This is a genomic window from Nocardiopsis sp. Huas11 (genome assembly GCF_003634495.1).
GTDB lineage: Bacteria > Actinomycetota > Actinomycetes > Streptosporangiales > Streptosporangiaceae > Nocardiopsis.
Map to the genome: position 1 here is coordinate 3090793 of NZ_RBKY01000001.1, position 15755 is coordinate 3106547.

Annotated in this window: 15 protein-coding genes; 6 read left to right on the plus strand and 9 right to left on the minus strand. The window is 72.0% G+C overall.

Annotated elements, in window-relative coordinates; all coding sequences use genetic code 11:
* Nucleotides 1-94: 94 nt before the first annotated feature.
* Nucleotides 95-769 carry an enoyl-CoA hydratase-related protein gene (locus DFP74_RS13985; RefSeq protein ID WP_121182106.1) on the plus strand — a complete coding sequence of 225 codons (675 nt, stop codon included), beginning with the start codon at nt 95-97 and terminating at the stop codon, nt 767-769.
* Between the two features lie 54 nt (nt 770-823).
* On the opposite strand, the gene DFP74_RS13990 is transcribed toward DFP74_RS13985, so the two are convergent.
* Entirely contained in the window at nt 824-2104 is a 1281-nt protein-coding gene (locus DFP74_RS13990; RefSeq protein ID WP_370013373.1) for an Ig-like domain-containing protein, read from the minus strand.
* A 170-nt stretch (nt 2105-2274) separates the two neighbouring features.
* Nucleotides 2275-2556, minus strand: a complete 282-nt coding sequence (locus DFP74_RS13995; protein ID WP_121182108.1) for an AbrB/MazE/SpoVT family DNA-binding domain-containing protein — start codon at nt 2554-2556, stop codon at nt 2275-2277.
* Nucleotides 2557-2739: 183 nt separating this feature from the next.
* On the opposite strand from DFP74_RS13995, the gene DFP74_RS14000 reads away from it, so the two are divergent.
* Complete coding sequence (locus tag DFP74_RS14000) at nt 2740-4062, plus strand: DUF418 domain-containing protein (RefSeq protein ID WP_121182109.1); 1323 nt, start codon at nt 2740-2742, stop codon at nt 4060-4062.
* A 154-nt stretch (nt 4063-4216) separates the two neighbouring features.
* Here DFP74_RS14000 and DFP74_RS14005 read toward each other — a convergent pair whose 3' ends face one another.
* The 5 genes from DFP74_RS14005 to DFP74_RS14025 form a co-directional block, all read right to left on the minus strand.
* A complete protein-coding gene (locus tag DFP74_RS14005; protein ID WP_121182110.1) occupies nt 4217-4945 on the minus strand; it encodes an RDD family protein in 729 nt (242 codons plus the stop codon).
* Nucleotides 4946-5357: 412 nt separating this feature from the next.
* Nucleotides 5358-6353, minus strand: coding sequence for a phosphotransferase (locus DFP74_RS14010; RefSeq protein WP_121182111.1), 996 nt, complete (start codon nt 6351-6353; stop codon nt 5358-5360).
* 148 nt (nt 6354-6501) lie between these two features.
* The gene (locus DFP74_RS14015; protein ID WP_121182112.1) at nt 6502-6924 is read right to left on the minus strand and encodes a VOC family protein; all 423 of its coding nucleotides are present in this window, start codon (nt 6922-6924) and stop codon (nt 6502-6504) included.
* Nucleotides 6925-7002: 78 nt separating this feature from the next.
* Nucleotides 7003-7605 carry a response regulator transcription factor gene (locus tag DFP74_RS14020; RefSeq protein ID WP_121182113.1) on the minus strand — a complete coding sequence of 201 codons (603 nt, stop codon included), beginning with the start codon at nt 7603-7605 and terminating at the stop codon, nt 7003-7005.
* Entirely contained in the window at nt 7602-8750 is a 1149-nt protein-coding gene (locus DFP74_RS14025) for a sensor histidine kinase (protein WP_121182114.1), read from the minus strand. The genes DFP74_RS14020 and DFP74_RS14025 overlap by 4 nt, the downstream gene beginning before the upstream one ends.
* 209 nt (nt 8751-8959) lie before the next feature.
* On the opposite strand from DFP74_RS14025, the gene DFP74_RS14030 reads away from it, so the two are divergent.
* Nucleotides 8960-9691: a CPBP family intramembrane glutamic endopeptidase gene (locus tag DFP74_RS14030; protein ID WP_121182115.1), complete on the plus strand. Its 732-nt coding sequence runs from the start codon at nt 8960-8962 to the stop codon at nt 9689-9691.
* An 87-nt stretch (nt 9692-9778) separates the two neighbouring features.
* Here DFP74_RS14030 and DFP74_RS14035 read toward each other — a convergent pair whose 3' ends face one another.
* Nucleotides 9779-11002, minus strand: a complete 1224-nt coding sequence (locus DFP74_RS14035; protein WP_233570975.1) for an MFS transporter — start codon at nt 11000-11002, stop codon at nt 9779-9781.
* Between the two features lie 89 nt (nt 11003-11091).
* Between DFP74_RS14035 and DFP74_RS14040 the strand changes: the two genes are divergently transcribed.
* Nucleotides 11092-11535 carry a helix-turn-helix domain-containing protein gene (locus DFP74_RS14040; RefSeq protein WP_121182116.1) on the plus strand — a complete coding sequence of 148 codons (444 nt, stop codon included), beginning with the start codon at nt 11092-11094 and terminating at the stop codon, nt 11533-11535.
* Nucleotides 11536-11831: 296 nt separating this feature from the next.
* Here DFP74_RS14040 and DFP74_RS14045 read toward each other — a convergent pair whose 3' ends face one another.
* Complete coding sequence (locus DFP74_RS14045) at nt 11832-13061, minus strand: serine hydrolase (protein ID WP_121182117.1); 1230 nt, start codon at nt 13059-13061, stop codon at nt 11832-11834.
* A gap of 317 nt (nt 13062-13378) precedes the next feature.
* Between DFP74_RS14045 and DFP74_RS14050 the strand changes: the two genes are divergently transcribed.
* Both DFP74_RS14050 and DFP74_RS14055 read left to right on the plus strand, forming a co-directional pair.
* The gene (locus tag DFP74_RS14050; RefSeq protein ID WP_121182118.1) at nt 13379-14110 is read left to right on the plus strand and encodes a response regulator transcription factor; all 732 of its coding nucleotides are present in this window, start codon (nt 13379-13381) and stop codon (nt 14108-14110) included.
* Entirely contained in the window at nt 14103-15200 is a 1098-nt protein-coding gene (locus tag DFP74_RS14055; RefSeq protein WP_121182119.1) for a HAMP domain-containing sensor histidine kinase, read from the plus strand. Before DFP74_RS14050 ends, DFP74_RS14055 begins: the two co-directional genes overlap by 8 nt.
* Nucleotides 15201-15755 lie beyond the last annotated feature (555 nt).

Consider the following 15755-nt stretch of genomic DNA (forward strand, 5'->3'; position numbering starts at 1 on the left):
ACGGCGATGCCTTCGGGCGGCCCGTGCGGCCGAGGGGCGGCGGTGTAGGTTACTTACCAGTAGTGGCCGCCGTCACCGCCCCCGAAGGAGCCGCATGCCCACCCTTGAACGCCACGACGACGTCTTCGTCCTCGATCTCGGCGGCGGCGAGAACCGCCTGCACCCCGACTGGCTCACCGAGGTCGGCGCCGCCCTGGACACGGTGGAGAAGGCCGAGGGCCCGCGCGCCCTGGTGACCACCGCGACCGGCAAGATCTACTCCAACGGCCTGGACCTCGACTGGCTGTTCGCCCACCCCGAGCAGCACCCGGACTACGTCGCGAGGGTCCAGGACCTCCTGGCGCGGATGCTCTCCCTGCCGGTCTTCACGGTGGCCGCCGTCCAGGGCCACGCCTTCGCCGCCGGGGCGATGCTCTCCCTGGCCCACGACGTCCGCGTCATGCGCGCCGACCGCGGCTTCTGGTGCCTGCCCGAGGCCGACATCAACATCCCGTTCACGCCGGGGATGTCCGCGCTCATCCAGGCCCGCCTCACGCCGCAGACCGCGCACGTGGCCATGACCACCGCCCGCCGCTACGGCGGACACGACGCGCTCGCCGCCGGCATCGTCGACCTGGCCGTACCCGAGGGCGAGGTGCGCCCGACCGCGGTGGAGCTCGCCGGCGCGCAGGCGGCCAAGGCGGCGCACCCGACCCTGGGGACGATCAAGACCCGTCTGTACGGTCCGGTCCTGGACTCGCTGAGGGAGCACGACGGCCGGATCGGCTGATCCCGGGGCGTGCGCGGCGCGGACCCGTTCCGCGCCCGGCGACCGCCCCCGCGGTCACAGGTCCTCGCCGTGCACGGACCCGGGGGTGCCGCCGGTGGTCGCGTAGCCGCCCGCGTGGCTCAGGTCCTGCCACTCCTCCCAGGAGAGCTGCCAGTAGCCCCAGCCGTTGTTCCACTCGACCTCGCGGTCGGTGCCGGTGGTCTCCAGCACGTCGCCCATGGCGGTGTTCTCGAACAGCCACCTGGCGTCGTCCAGCCGCAGGTTGGTGCAGCCGTTGGACGTGTTCGCGCTGCCGATGTTGGAGTTGCCGGACGCCTCGTGCAGGTACTCGCCGGAGTTCGTGACACGGATCCCGAACTGCACCGTGGTGTTGTACTCGGGCAGGTTGTCCGGCTTGTCGGTGGTGGAGGAGTCCATCTCGACCGTCTCCTCGCGCTCCATCAGGGCGTGCACGCCACTGGTCGTGGTGTTGAAGTGCTCGCTGGCGAGCCCGTTGCTGACCGGGATGACGCGCTCCTCCTCCCCGTCGGTGGTCACGACGATCTCGTGGTCGGGCACGTGCATCGTCAGGATCCGCTCGGCCCCGATCTCGAAGTCGAGGCTGTAGTTGCGGACGCCGAACACGCCGTCGGCGGCCTCCACGCCCGCCAGGTGCATGTCGACGCGGACGTTCTGGTGCGGCTCCCAGTAGTCCTGGGGCCGGAAGACCGCCGTCCGGTCGTCCTCCAGCCACCCCCACGCGCCCTCGACGCCCTGGTCGGAGACGACCTCCAGAGCGTTCTCGACCGCGGCCTTGTCGGTCACCGGCAGGTCGAACCCGACCACGATCGGCATGCCCACGCCGACCGTCTCGCCACTCATCGGGGAGTTGTGCGTCAGGTCCAGGCGCTGACCGGCGACGGCGGGAGCGGTTGTGAACTCGGCGACCTCCTCGGCCTGCGCGCCGGCCTCGTCCTCGACGGTGGCGGTCACGACGATCTCCGCGCCGGGCCGCAGCGCCCAGTCGGAGACCCACTCCGTGCCGTCCTCGTCCAGCGTTCCGGTCACGTCGTAGAGGCCGGAGTCGTCCTCCTCGCCCTCCACCATGCTCGCCTCGTCGACCACGACCTGGTCCACGCGCACGTCGGTGATGGTGCCGCCCTCGGCACTGACCCGGACGGGGGTGTTCGGCGCGACCTCGTCGGAACCGGGGGTGATGGTCACCTCGACCGCGTCCGAGCCCGCGTCGGTGGTCGACGGCTCGGGGTCGGAGGTGCAGGCGGTCGCCGCCAGAGCGAGTACCGCCGCCACGGCACCGAGCCGACGGGCTCCCGCCGCGTGGATCCTGGCCATCACGTGTCTACCCCCTGCTGTGCGCGAAACCTCTCCACAGTGGGACGCGCGAGGGCGCGAAAGGTTCGGGCGCGGCACGGAACGGTATGGATCGGTGACCCCGGCGGGGCCCGCTCGGCGGGCGGTCCGGGCGGTCGGTCCCGGTGGGCGGATCGGGCCGACCGCCTCCGCGGCTACTCCTCGGCGGGCCGGTCCGGCTCGGCGGGGACGTGGCCCTGGATCTGGCTCAGCAGGTCGGTGGAGCCGCGCAGCGTGCGCATGAGCCGGTCGACGGTCATCAGGGCCAGGCCCTGCTCCGGGTCCCCGAGGACGAGCAGCTTGTCACCCGGGGCGATACCGAGGTCCCGTCTGGCCTGGGCGGGGATGACGATCTGGCCGCGCTCGCTGACGGTCACGGATCCGTAGAAGCCGCGGCCGCCGGGGCCGTACTGGGCCTCGCTCTCTCCAGCGGCCATGCCGCCACCGTCCCCTCTGTGCTCCGAGTCCGCTGCGGCGGACGATCGGCACAGCGTACCAAGCGGATCTGTCCGTATCCGGCCAGGACGTGCATACATGATTTACATGAAATAACATGTAGCCACCGGTCGGTCGACGACGGACCGGCGCCTCAGGACCCCAGCCGAGAGGACCGACCCGTGATGTCGACGACGCCCGCACGGCGAGCGCTCGCCCCCGACCTGGCGCGAGGGGCCATGCTGCTGGCCATCGCCTGCGCGCACGCGCCGCTGTTCGTCCTGGCGGTGGACCACGGTCCAGCGCTCGCCCACGACGCGGCCCTGGCGGTGCACCAGCTGTTCGTGGGCAACCACGCGCGCCCGTTGTTCGCCTTCCTCCTCGGCTACGCGCTGGTGCAGATGCTGGACCGGCGCACGGCCAGGGGAGCGGACCCGGTCGAGGTCCGCCGGTCACTGCGCCGCCGGGGCTGGTGGCTGGTGGTGTTCGGCGCGGTCCACACCCTTCTGGTGCCGATCGACATCCTGGCCGTCTACGGAATCGTGTCGGTCCTGGTCGTGGGGCTGCTGCGGGCCAGGAACACGACCCTGCTCGTGGTCGGCGCCCTGCTGCTGGTGCCGGGCACCCTCTCGGTCGGTTACGGCATGTGGCTGCCGATGTCCCAGGGACTGACCCCCTTCGACGCGGGCAACGTCGGGATGGGCACGGGCGACCCGCTCGGCCTGCTCCTGCAACGGATCCAGGCCTGGCCGTTCGCCCTGGTCTTCGCCTCGGTCTCGGTCGTCCCGCCGGTCGTCTTCGGGATGTGGGCGGCCCGGCACCGCATCCTGGACGAACCGGAGCGGCACCGCGCCTTCCTGATCCGGACGGCCGTCCTGACGACGGCGGTCTCGGCCGTGGGCGCGCTTCCGGCGATCCTGGTCCTGACCGGGGCCTGGGACGCTCCGGGCACGGCCGCGTTGTGGACGGCCGCGCTGGCCCAGCCCTTCACCGGGTACTTCGGCGCCATGGGCATGGCCGCGCTGGTCGCCCTCGTCGCGATCCGGGTCGCACGCGGCCCGGGGCGGATGACGGCGGCCGTGATCGCGCTCGGCCGCCGGTCGCTGACCTTCTACCTGGTGCAGACGCCGGTCTTCATCGCCCTCTTCCACCCCTGGGGGCTCGGTCTGTACGACGACGTCGGGCTCGCCGGGTCGTTCGGTGTCGCCGCGCTGGTCTGGCTCGGCTCCCTCGTGGCCGCCGACCTCATGGAACGCCGTGGGCACCGGGGCCCGGCCGAGACCCTGCTGCGGCGCCTGACGGCCCGCGGAGCGCGTCCGGCCGGTGCCGGGGGAGCGCCTTCGGGCGGACCGGCCGAGCCGGGTGGAACGGGTGCCTCCCCGGGCGGCGCGACCAGGGACGATGCCGAGGGTTCCTCTCCGGGTGGCCCGGCCGAAACGGGTGGAACGGGTGCCTCCCAAGGTGGTCGGACACGGTCGGGTGAAACGGGGTCCTCCCCGGGGGCCTGACCGGGCCGGCGACGAGAGGTCTCCCCCGGGCCGCACTGCCGGTTTCGACGCCGACGCCGACGCCCTGCCCGAACAGTGGGGCGGCTGAGGTCCGGGCACACGTCGGGCCCGCCCCCGTCCGAGGGCGGGCCCGTACGCCGGCGTGGGCGTCGGCTCAGCGGGCCCGGACCACGAGCGTCTCCGCGACCATGTCGCCCACCCGCTGTCGGCGCGTGGAGGCCAGGACGACCACCAAACCGACCAGACCGGCGAGGATCCCGTCGACGATGAAGAGGAGCACCCGCACGAAGTGCCGGATCCCCGACACCCGGCTGCCGTCCTCGCGCACGATTCTGATCCCCATCAGCATCATGCCGAGCGTCTGCCCCTTCGCGCTCATGATCGGCACCAGCACCCAGTAGGCCAGGAAGATGGCGACCGTCAGGACCGTGAACACCGTGTAGGCGAGTGCGGCCAGCCAGGGTTGGTCGAGTGAGCCGTCCGGCGTCGCCGCCAGCGGGATGAACACCGCGTAGGCGAGGGCGGCGCCGATACCGGAGACCACGGAGTCGAAGAGGTACTGCGCGATCCGGCGCCAGACGACGTTGGTGTCGCCCGGCTCGGCCGACCGCCCGGTGGCCGCGGACGGCGCCGGCGGTGGGACCGGTGCCGCCGCGCCCTCCCAACCCGTGGGCGTCCCGTGCTCGCGTCCGGTGGGCGCCTCGCTCTCCTGCCAGGTGGGCGCCTCGTGCCTTCCTCGCCCGTGGCGCTCCGGCCGGGGGGTGTCCGCCTCCGTCGGCGGTCGCACCTCCGAGTGGGACCGGGGCGGTGGCGGTGCGGGGTGCTGTTCGCGGGTCCCCGAGCGCTGCTCGCCGGGGTCCGGCCGGTTTTCTCCCGTACTCATGGTTCCTCCCGAGGTCCCGTCGGCACGGGGGCCGAGCAGCCGCCCGCGCCGACCGCCGAATACGGTCGCCCGCGTTATCCCCCGGAAAAACTGGGCGAATTCCCTTGTTTCCCGGATCTGTTCGGGATATTGGCGGAGTTTTGACTGGTCCGGGTCGTGCGAAACCGAGGGCTGAGGAGGGTGCGCCGGACGTAGGTAACGCCGGGCGCACGGGTCTCCGGGAACGCCGGAGCGTCCTCGCCCCGGACGCACGGGACTTCGGGAACGCCCGAACGCGCGGACGCAGGGAAGGTCAGGGCGCACTGGGCCTGGGCCCGGGACGCAGGGAAGGCCGCGGCCCCGGCTCACGGAACTCCGGGGCGCGCCGACCCCGGCCGGGGTGCGGTCCCCGGCCCCGACCGGGGCGCGCGGCTCAGGGCAGCAGGGCCAGTGACTGCTTCAGGTTGTGCTCGGCGATGCCCATCATGACCTCCCGGTCGGGGAAGTCGCCGTCCAGCAGCCGGAGCGGACCCGCCACCAGCGACAGGCGCATCGCCAGCTCGTACAGGTCCAGGCGCTCGGGCTCCAGGCCGGGCCGCCGCAGCACGTCGTAGTGCCCGGGGAAGCGCAGCCGCAGGAACACGTGCTCCCACTCGGCGTCGAAGTACATCAGGCCCTCGATGTCGATGAGCACCGCGCGTCCGTCGGCGTCGATGAGGACGTGGTCGGGACCCAGCTCCCCGTGGATCAGCGAGTACTCGGTGCGCGGTGCCACCCGCTCCGCCAACCGTCGCAGGTGGTCGGTGAGCCGGTTCCGGGCCTCCGCGATCCTGGTGTCGCGATCGGCCGCCTCGGCCACGTCGTGCAGAGCCCGGTCCAGGATCAGCCGCTCGCAGGAGGCGCCACGGGAGGCGCCGCCCCGTTCCAGCAGGTCGACCCGGCCGTAGCGCGGCGAGCGGTCGTGCCACATCAGGTCGAGCGACCGCGCCAGGTCCGCCAGGGCGGGCGCCGCCCGCGCGGGCTCCTCCTCCAGTGCGGTTTCGAGGGTCGGCCCGGGCACGTCCTCGACCACGGCGACGGCCGAGGCCGCGGCGGGGCCGCCGTCGTCACCGGCGTCGGTCCACAGCAGTCGGGGGGCCCGCACGCCCAGCCCTTCCAGGCGGCGCCGCGCGGCCAGGAACAGAGCGGGTCCGGACGCGTGCGCGAACGGGTCCGTCGGGTCGTCCTCGCCGGTCTCCGGCCAGAAGTCCTCCCCGCTCGTCCACCGGTAGACGATCACGCTCTCCGCCGCACCGCCGTCGAGCCGGAGCCGGTAGACCCCCTTCTTGGTTCCTCCTCGCAGCCGCTCCGCGTCGGTGATCCGGTAGCCGGACCCCAGTGCCTCACGCACCACGTCCGACAGGTCCTCGGTCGTCGCGAATCCGCTCATCGTCCGAACGTAGCCGGGTCCGCGGCGGCGCGCACCCGGCCGTCCGCCCACCGTGCGGGGCACGGCCGCCCCTCGTGTCGGTCCTCCCTGATGAGAGCCGTGCCCCGCAGGATCAAGTCCTTCCGTGCTCCCGCCGGTCCCGGCCCCCTCAGGAGTCCGCCGGCGGTTCGACGGTGATCTGCCACAGATGGCCGTCGGGGTCGGCGCAGACCCCGGAGTAGCCCCACGGTTGCGGGCCGGGCGCCGTGACGGTCTCGCCGCCGGCACGGACCGCCCGTTCGATGACGGTGTCGACGTCGCTCTCCGAGGCCAGACCGAGGCCCAACAGGGACTCGTGGACACCGGGCGGCGCGATCTGGCGGCCGTCGCCGATGACCCACCCGAACCCTCCCGTGGGGATGAGCATCAGCAGTGTCCGTTCGTCGAGCCGGAACCGCAGCGGTTCGGGCACCCCGTCCTCGGCGGGATCGCCCAGGGGCGCGAAGCCGAAGGCGTCGCGGTAGAAGACCATCGAGCGCCACCGGTCGGCGATGGGCAGGCCGACGACGAGTGTGCCGGTGAGTACGGGCATGGGTCCCTCCTGTCTCCGAGTGCGTCACTCCGACGATCACACAGACCACCGGCGCCGCCCGGACTCATCGCGGCCGCGTCACAGCCAGTCGTGTTCTCGCGCGTACCGCGCCGCCTCGTGCCGGGTCCGCGTCTGGGTCTTGTGCATCGCGTTCGAAAGGTAGTTGCGCACTGTGCCCTCCGCCAGGTGGAGCCGGGCGGCGATGTCGGCGGCCGAGTAGCCCTCACCCGTCGCCCGCAGTACGTCCATCTCCCGGTCGGTGAGGGGGTTGTCGTCGATGACGGCGAGCGCGGAGACGTCCGGGTCGACCCACCGCCGCCCCTCGCGCAGCGTCGTGATGACGGATGCGATGTGCGCCGGTTCCGCGGCCTTGCCGGCGAAGCCCTGGACTCCGAGCTTGAGCGCCCTGCGGAGCACACCGGGCCTGGCGTGCCGGGTCAGCATGAGGATCACCTGCTCCGGGCGGGCGTCGCGGATCCGCGCGACGGCGCCCAACCCGTCCAGCCCGGGCATCTCCAGGTCGATGACGAGCACGTCCGGTCGGTGCTGGAGCGTGGCCTCGACGGCCGACTCACCGTCCTCGGCCTCGGCCAGGACGGTGATCTCCCCTTCGAGGGGGAGCAGGGCCGCCAGCGCCTTGCGGAGCAGGGCCTCGTCATCGGCGATCACCACGGTCGTCATCGGTCGTCCTTCCACGTTCCCCTGCTTCCTGGCCGGTCGGAGGTGAGGCGCGGGAACGCCGCGGCGGTCACGAAGCGCCCGCCGCCCCGCTCCACGGTCAGCTCGCCGCCGGCGCCCTCCACCCGTTCCCTGAGGGCGGCGAGCCCCGCGAGGTCCGGCGGCGCCGTCCCGGACGCGCCGTCGTTGACGATGCGGATGCCCGCCCCCGCGAGGGTGATCCGGGCCCGCTCCGCCTGTGCGTGCCGCAGGATGTTGGTCGTGGTCTCCCGCAGGACCTGGCCGAGCAGCTCGCCGGCCCGGGTGTCGACGTCGGCCTCGCGGTCGACGCGCACGTCGATGCCCGCGGCCTCGAAGAGGTTCTTGGCGTTCTCCAGCTCCGCGGACAGGTTGAGGCGCCGCTGCGCGTAGGCGAGTTCCCTGGTCCGGTCGATGGTGTCGCCGACCAGGGCGTGGATCTCCCGGAGCTCCTCCTCGGCCCGGTCGGCGTCCGCGTGCACCAGCTTCCCGGCCAGCACGGCCTTCAGCTTCACCACGTGCAGCGTGTGGCCCTGGATGTCGTGCAGGTCCCCGGCGAACCGCACCCGCTCGCGGGCCACGGCCAGTTCCGCGTCGCGTTCGCGGGACGCCTCCAGCTGCGTGACGAGGTCGCCGACCACCCGGTCGAGGTAGGTCAGGACGACGGCGACCACGGCGATGCAACCGGCGACGAGGACGAACCGCAGCAGCACGCCGAGCACGTCCTGGTGCCCCAGGACCAGCTTCACCACGGGCCCCGCGAGGAAGAGCGCGGACAACCCCAGAACCGTGGCACGGCGGTGGCGCGGCAGTTCGAGGACGGCGAGCGTGCCCACCGCACCGAGGCCGAAGGACGCCGTCCCCAGATCCGCCAGGACCACACCGAGCAACCACACGACCGCGGCGACGGCCAGGCAGGGGAACAGGACACGGGAGGCGTGGCCCCGCCCCCGCGACGAGACGGCCACCAGGGCCGCCACCAGGCCCGGGGCCAGGAGGGCGGCCTCCTGCCAGGTCCGGGCATCGATCGACACGAGCAGAGCCCCGACGGCGGAGAGCGAAGCGATCACGATGGAGCGGCTGACGGCGCGCAGGTGTTCCGGCGCCGCCCCCGCGTGCTCGGACGTCATACGGGCCTCTCCGGGAGGGGGCTGCGGGGTCCGTCCCAGTATTCCTCCGGCTCCGGGGCGCCACCAGTGACGCCGCGTCATCACTGCACCGGGGGAAACGTCATGGGGCGGTCGTGACGCGGCGGTACTGCCGGACGCGCGCGCCGACGGCTGTACTCGGAACCAGGACACCGGAGACCGGACACCGAGAGAACAGGGAGCCCACCACCATGTCGACACACCGCCCCGCAGACCCGCGTCCGACCGCGGTGGTCGGCCACACGAACCGGGTGCGTCCGGGCATCCCCGAAATCGTGGTCGGCCTGCTCGCCCTGACCGTCACCGCGGCCGCGCTCGTGTTCTTCGGCCCGCGCGGGATGGACCTGGACCCGGTGCCCTACGGGCTCGTGGTGGCCGCCTGGTCGGGGATCGCCGGGCTCGTCGGCTTCGCCGCCGCGGTGGCGGTGCGCGTGCGCTCGCTCGGTGCCTTCGGCATCCGCCGCACCACCTGGCGCTGGATGCTCGCCGGCGCGGGGTGGGGCGTGGTCGCGCTCGTCGTCAAGGGCGGGCTGATCCTGGCCATCACCGCCCTGACCGGCTTCGACGCGGACCCGCAGGGGATGTACTACGACGCGGCGGGCGGCGGCACGGCCGCGCTGATCCTGACCTTCCTGTTCCTGGCCGTGCTGACGCCCATCGGCGAGGAGTTCCTCTTCCGCGGGGTGGTCACCAACGCGCTGCTGCGCTACGGGCCCCTGGTCGGAGTCCTCGGCGGCTCGGCGGTCTTCGCGCTCTTCCACGGCGTGAACATCATCCTGCCCGCGGCGTTCGTCGTCGGTGTCATCGCCGCCGAGGTGATGCGCCGCAGCGGTTCGATCTGGCCCGCGGTGGCCGTGCACTGCGTGAACAACCTGGCGCTGCCGCTGCTGGTCCTCCTCACGGGGGCCACCGGCCCGGCCTGACCGCCGGGGCCGTGGGGCGGCGCACACCTCGGCCGGTGGGACGGCCGGGCCGTCGGGCAGGGGCGGCTCGGCCGCCGCGTCGGGGGCTCACACGCCGGAGAGGTCGACCGCTCGGGCGGCGCGGTCGTTCCGCACCCGGAACCGGCCGTGCGCCCATGTGACGAGCCCGAGCAGGGCGTAGGTCGCGCCGGTCAGACAGCAGGCCCACCACCCCCCGGCGGTGTACGCCCAGGCCGAGGTGAGGGCCCCGAGCGCGGACCCCAGGGAGTAGAAGGCCATGTAGGCGCCGATCACGCCGCCGGCGCGCTCCGGGTGCGCCGTGGTCAGCAGGTGCTGGCTGCTGACATGGACCGCCTGGACGGCGAAGTCCAGCAGGACGACGCCGACGACGAGCGGCCACAGGGTCGGCTCGGTCAGGGCGATGAGCGGCCAGGAGACGACCAGCAGCGCGAGCGACCAGCCGCTGACCGGCTGGGCACGACCGTGGTCGGCCCACCGTCCCGCGCGGGCGGCCCCGAGGGCTCCGGCCAGACCGACCAGGCCGAAGAGCCCGATCTCGGTGGTGCCGAACCGCCACGGGTCATCGCCGAGCGGGAGGGCGAGTCCGCTCCACAGCGTCCCGAAGGACGCGAAGAGGAAGAAGGCGATCAGACCCCGGCCGCGGAACAACCGGTCGGTGACGACCAGGCGGGCCATCGCGCCGAGCGCACGGGTGTACCGCCTCCGCGTGGATCCGGTCCCGGGGCGGGGCGCTCTGCCGTCGGGGCGCAGCACCAGGTGGACGGCCAAGGCCAGGGCGAGGCAGAGCACCGCCAGCACGACGTAGACCGCGCGCCAGCCGGCCGTGTCGCCCAGAGCCCCGGCCAGGACCCGGGCGCCGAGGATGCCGACCACCACACCCGACGTGACCGCGCCGATGTTGCGGCCCCGCTCGCCCGGCGCGGAGACGGCGGCGACGTAGGCGACCACCACCTGCACCACGACCGCGAAGAGGCCTGCGGTCGCCAGCCCCGCCATCGCGACGGAGCCGTTCGGGGCCAGGGCGGTGACCGCCGCGCCCGCGGCGACGAGCACCAGCTGCCCGGTGATGAGCCGTCGCCGGTCCACCAGGTCGCCGAGGGGCACGAGCAGGACCAGGCCGGCGAAGTAGCCGATCTGGCCGGCGGCGGCCGGCCACCCCAGTGCCCCGGCCGACAGGCCCAGGTCGGCGCCGGCGGCCTCCAGCACCGGTTGGACCGCGTACACCGTCGACACGGCCACGGCGCACACCATGGCCAGGACGATCCGCTGCGCCCCCGTGACACCGGCCACCCTCGCACCCCCATTTGGTTGCAGAACGAAACCATTGGAGACTAGGGCATAATGGTTTCAAAGTGCAACCAATGAGGAGGGCTGCTTCGATGGCGGACACCGCATCCGGATGCGACTGGACCGATCCCACCTGCCCTGTCGCGCGCACGATCGATCTCGTCGGCGACCGGTGGAGCCTGCTGATCGTGCGCGACGCCATGGACGGCCCGGCCTCCTTCACCGAGTTCCACCGGCGGCTCGGGATCGCCCGCAACATCCTCAGCGACCGGCTCCGCAGGCTGGTCGACCACGGCATCCTGAGCACGGCCCCCAGCGGCAAGCGGCACGTCTATGAGCTGACGGAGGCGGGGAGGGACCTGTTCACGACCGTCGTGGCCCTGCGGCAGTGGGGGGAGCGCCACGCCTTCGCCGACGGCGAGCCCCGCTCACGGCTCGTCGACGCCGAGGGACGGTCGGTCGCCGAACTCCGCCCGCGGAGCCAGGACGGCGACCCTCTGACCACCGGGACGACCCGCGTGGAGAGGGTCGTCTGAGCGGGGTCCGTCACCGAGGCGGCGGAGCGAGGCGCCCGGGTCGAGGCCGGGAGGTCGGCGGGCCCGGGGGGAACGGCTCTGGCGCCCGAACACCGGTGGGTGCGGGCGCCAGAGGATGCGAGTGGGGATCGAGGGAAGAAGGGCCGGGCGAGGGCTGGGCCCGAAGGGGAAACGGGGCCGGGGGCTAGCCCCAGGTCGGGGTCGGGTGAGGGCTGGGACCTGGTCGAGGGCTGAAGGCCCCGGGTCGGGGGGTGGTCAGGGACCGGGCGGGACCCGAATGTGGGCCGTGGGGGGTATCAGTCGTCGATGGCCTGGTAGAGCGTGGTCCAGAAGTCGTGGATGAGCCGCGCCGCGTCCGGGACGGACATCCCGACCTGGGTGAGCAGGATGCCGGTGAGCCCGTGTTCCGGGTCACCGTAGGCCGAGGTGCCGCTTCCGCCGTCCCAGCCGAACTGGCCGACGGGCGCGTAGTCGCCGCGGTAGGTGCGCACCGCCATCCCGAAGCCCCAGCCGCCGTGCTGGCCCTGGCCGAACGACACGTGGACGTTGTTCACGGCCATGGCGGTCCGGGCGGCCGTCTGTTCGGGCGTCATGCGGTTGGTGGTCATGAGTTCGACGGCGGGCCGGGACAGGATCCGCTCGTTTCCGTGCTTTCCGCCGTTCAGCAGCATCCGGAAGTAGGCGTGGTAGTCGTCGACGGTCGAGACCAGCCCGCCGCCTCCGCCCGGGAACGCCGGCGGCCGGCTGTGGCGCCCGCCCTCCGCCTCGTCCCACACGTGGAACTCGCCGGTGCCCGGGTCGGGGGCGTACAGGGGAGGCAGCCGGTCCATCTCGTCGGAGGGCACGTGGAATCCGGTGTCCTTCATCCCCAGGGGGCCGAAGACGCGTTCGCGCAGGAACTTTTCGAACGGCTGACCGGTGACCCTGGCGACGAGCACCCCGAGCAGGTCGTTGCCGATGTGGTACTGCCAGCGCTCGCCGGGCTGGTGCATCAGCGGGAGTGTGCCCAGGCGGCGCATCCACTCGTCCGGCTCGGGCATCGGCTCCGGCAGGTCGGGCGTGAGCCCCTGCTCGAAGACCGCGTTCATGATCGGAGTGCCCAGTGACGTCATGTCCATGCCGAGCCCGAACGTGGAGGTCAGCACGTCCCGCACGGTGATCGGGCGACGCGCCGGCACGGTCTCGTCCAGCGGGCCGTCGGGGCGCTTGAGCACCTGGCGGTCGGCGAGTTCGGGCAGCCACTGCTCGACCGGGTCGTCCAGGCGCAGCCTGCACTCGTCGAGCAGGACCACCGCCGCCGCCATCGTGACCGGCTTGGACGTCGAGGCCATCCGGAAGATGGTGTCCCGGCGCATCGGCGCGCCGCCGTCGTGGCGCATCGTCCCCATCGCCTCCACGTGCGTCTCCTCGCCCCGACCGACGAGGGCGACCAGCCCGGGGATCCGTCCCGATTCCACATGCCGCTCCAGCACGTCGTGCAGGGTGCGCAGTCCTGATGCGGTGAAGCCGCCGTGTGCGTGGCCCATCGTGAGTCTCCTGTTCGGTTCGCCGGTGTTGCTCAGAGGTGGTGCCGCGTGTTTCTGATGTTGGAAACGCTACGTTGTCTTCATAGATCTGACAATATCTTCGTTGCGAAGGAAGATAATAACCGCAGGTAAATGAGCTAAGATCGTTGCAATGGATTCATATATAACGCAACAATCGTCCAGTTGCTCGTTGCATTGCAATGCAGCGAACGCCACGTCGGCGGTTCCGCCACGGTTCCACCGCGGCCGGCCGTCGACCGGGTGTACACGCGCCGTTGCATACGCCGGCGATAGCTCGCGCTGCCTAGGCTTCCCACATGCGCGTACTGATCGTGGAGGACGAGCCCTACCTGGCCGAAGCCGTCCGTGACGGTCTCCGGTTGGAGGCGATCGCCGCCGACATCGCCGGCGACGGCGAGTCCGCCCTGGAGCTGCTCAGCGTCAACTCCTACGACCTCGCGGTCCTGGACCGCGACATCCCGGGTCCCTCCGGCGACGAGGTCGCACGACGCATCGTCGCCTCCGGTAGCGGCATCCCGATCCTCATGCTCACGGCCGCCGACCGGATCGACGACAAGGCCACCGGGTTCGGGGTCGGCGCCGACGACTACCTCACCAAGCCGTTCGAGCTTCGGGAGCTCGTCCTGCGGCTGCGGGCGCTGGACCGCAGACGCGCCCACGTGCGGCCCCCCATCACGGAGATCGCGGGCCTGAAGGTCGACCCCTTCCGCCGGGAGGTCTTCCGCGACGGGCGCTACGTCGCGCTCACCCGCAAGCAGTTCGCCGTCCTGGAGGTCCTCGTCGGTGCCGAGGGCGGGGTCGTCAGCGCCGAAGAGCTGCTGGAGCGGGCCTGGGACGAGAACGCCGACCCCTTCACCAACGCCGTCCGCATCACGGTCTCGGCGCTGCGCAAACGGCTCGGCGAACCGTGGCTGATCGCCACGGTGCCCGGTGTCGGCTACCGCATCGACACCACCAGGGACACCGCCACGGACACCGGCAGGGGCAGCGGCAGGGACGTCACCCCGCCCGGACGTGCCGATGCCTAGAGGCCGCGGGCTCAGCGCTCGGCTCAAGCTCACCCTCAGCTACGCCGGATTCCTCATGATCGCGGGCGCACTCCTGCTCGCAGTGGTGTGGGTGTTCCTGCTGCGCTACGTACCCGACAACTCCCAGGGCCTTCTCGGGACCGCACCCAACCGGTACCTCCTGATCCGCACCTTCGCTCCGCCCGCGGCCGCGTCCATGGCCTTCCTGCTCGTGTTCGGCCTGGTCGGAGGATGGATCCTCGCCGGCCGTATGCTCGCGCCGCTCACCAGGATCACGGACGCCGCGCGCAGGGCCGCTGGAGGATCGCTGTCCCACCGGATCCGCCTGGAGGGCCGCGACGACGAGTTCGGCGAACTCGCCGACGTGTTCGACACCATGCTCGAGCAGTTGGAATCACACGTCGCCGAACAGCGCAGGTTCGCCGCGAACGCCTCCCACGAGCTGCGCACCCCGCTGGCCGTGGCGAAGTCACTCCTGGACGTCGCCCGCAAGGACCCCACCCGGGACCGGGGCGAACTCATCGAACGCCTGCACACGGTCAACACGCGGGCGATCGACCTCACCGAGGCCCTCCTGCTGCTCAGCCGCGGTGAACGCGGACACTTCACCCGCGAGAGCGTCGACCTCTCCCTCCTCGCCGAGGAGGCCGCCGAAACGCTGCTTCCCCTCGCCGAGCAGCGCGGGATCACGCTCGACGTCACCGGCGGGGCGGCGCGGACCAGCGGCTCCGCGGACTTGCTGCTGCACATGGTGGCGAACCTCGTTCAGAACGCCATCGTGCACAACCTCCCCGCCGACGGCACCGTGACGGTCCACACCGAGGCGCACGGTGCCACGAGCGTGCTGCGGGTCGAGAACACGGGCCACCGGCTCCCGCCGGAACTGGTGCCGACCCTGACCGAACCCTTCCAGCGCGGCGCGGAACGCGTACGCACCGACGAGCACGCCGGTGTCGGTCTCGGCCTGGCCATCGTGCACAGCATCGTCCGCGCCCACGACGGGACGCTCGACCTCGTTCCCCGACCTCTCGGCGGTCTCCTCGCCACGGTCCGACTTCCCGACGTGTCCCGCGCCGGGCCGACCGTGTGAGCGTGGCGCGGGACGTATTCGGGACGCTGACGCACATTCCCACGTGCCTAATAGTTCACGGGTCGTCCGATTTCCGTGCGCACCACACAGCGCGGAAAATATCGCGAGGGCGTCGGCTCTGAAGTTCGCTTGACCCTGCCATCTCAGACCCCGGTCGTTCCGAATCCATGAAGCACGCTGAGGGAATGCGCGCGGCATATCCGTTTCTTCGTCCCCACGTCGACGACTTTCTTTCCTTCCCTTTGTCGGAGGAGCGTGACCCCGCCCTGCACGACGTAGGGCACCCGGGCTGGTCGACGCGAGGGATAGAGGCAGACCGCGAGGTGGGGCACGGAATCCGCGCGAGGTCAAGGGGCAGAGCAAGGAGTTGACAGGGCGCTGAGCGGTATGCCCACGAGGTCTCACTCGAATGTCGGACGGATCACGTCTCCAGGAATTGACAGAATACCGGGTCGCATGATCTCAAGGGCGCTGAAAACCCGTCGATCGCAACGGGAATTGACACCCGACTGATGGTTGCCTACGATCCCGCTCGTTGGTTTTCCCGATTGCACC

Bases quoted from the DNA above. Each gene is read 5' to 3' on its own strand.
- DFP74_RS14000 (WP_121182109.1), top strand. From the start codon at position 2,740: ATGTCGACGACGCCCGCACGGCGAGCGCTCGCCCCCGACCTGGCGCGA.
- DFP74_RS13985 (WP_121182106.1), top strand. From the start codon at position 95: ATGCCCACCCTTGAACGCCACGACGACGTCTTCGTCCTCGATCTCGGC.
- DFP74_RS14055 (WP_121182119.1), top strand. From the start codon at position 14,103: ATGCCTAGAGGCCGCGGGCTCAGCGCTCGGCTCAAGCTCACCCTCAGC.
- DFP74_RS14005 (WP_121182110.1), bottom strand. From the start codon at position 4,945: ATGAGTACGGGAGAAAACCGGCCGGACCCCGGCGAGCAGCGCTCGGGG.
- DFP74_RS14030 (WP_121182115.1), top strand. From the start codon at position 8,960: ATGTCGACACACCGCCCCGCAGACCCGCGTCCGACCGCGGTGGTCGGC.
- DFP74_RS14045 (WP_121182117.1), bottom strand. From the start codon at position 13,061: ATGGGCCACGCACACGGCGGCTTCACCGCATCAGGACTGCGCACCCTG.
- DFP74_RS14015 (WP_121182112.1), bottom strand. From the start codon at position 6,924: ATGCCCGTACTCACCGGCACACTCGTCGTCGGCCTGCCCATCGCCGAC.
- DFP74_RS14020 (WP_121182113.1), bottom strand. From the start codon at position 7,605: ATGACGACCGTGGTGATCGCCGATGACGAGGCCCTGCTCCGCAAGGCG.
- DFP74_RS14050 (WP_121182118.1), top strand. From the start codon at position 13,379: ATGCGCGTACTGATCGTGGAGGACGAGCCCTACCTGGCCGAAGCCGTC.
- DFP74_RS14010 (WP_121182111.1), bottom strand. From the start codon at position 6,353: ATGAGCGGATTCGCGACGACCGAGGACCTGTCGGACGTGGTGCGTGAG.
- DFP74_RS14040 (WP_121182116.1), top strand. From the start codon at position 11,092: ATGGCGGACACCGCATCCGGATGCGACTGGACCGATCCCACCTGCCCT.
- DFP74_RS13995 (WP_121182108.1), bottom strand. From the start codon at position 2,556: ATGGCCGCTGGAGAGAGCGAGGCCCAGTACGGCCCCGGCGGCCGCGGC.
- DFP74_RS14025 (WP_121182114.1), bottom strand. From the start codon at position 8,750: ATGACGTCCGAGCACGCGGGGGCGGCGCCGGAACACCTGCGCGCCGTC.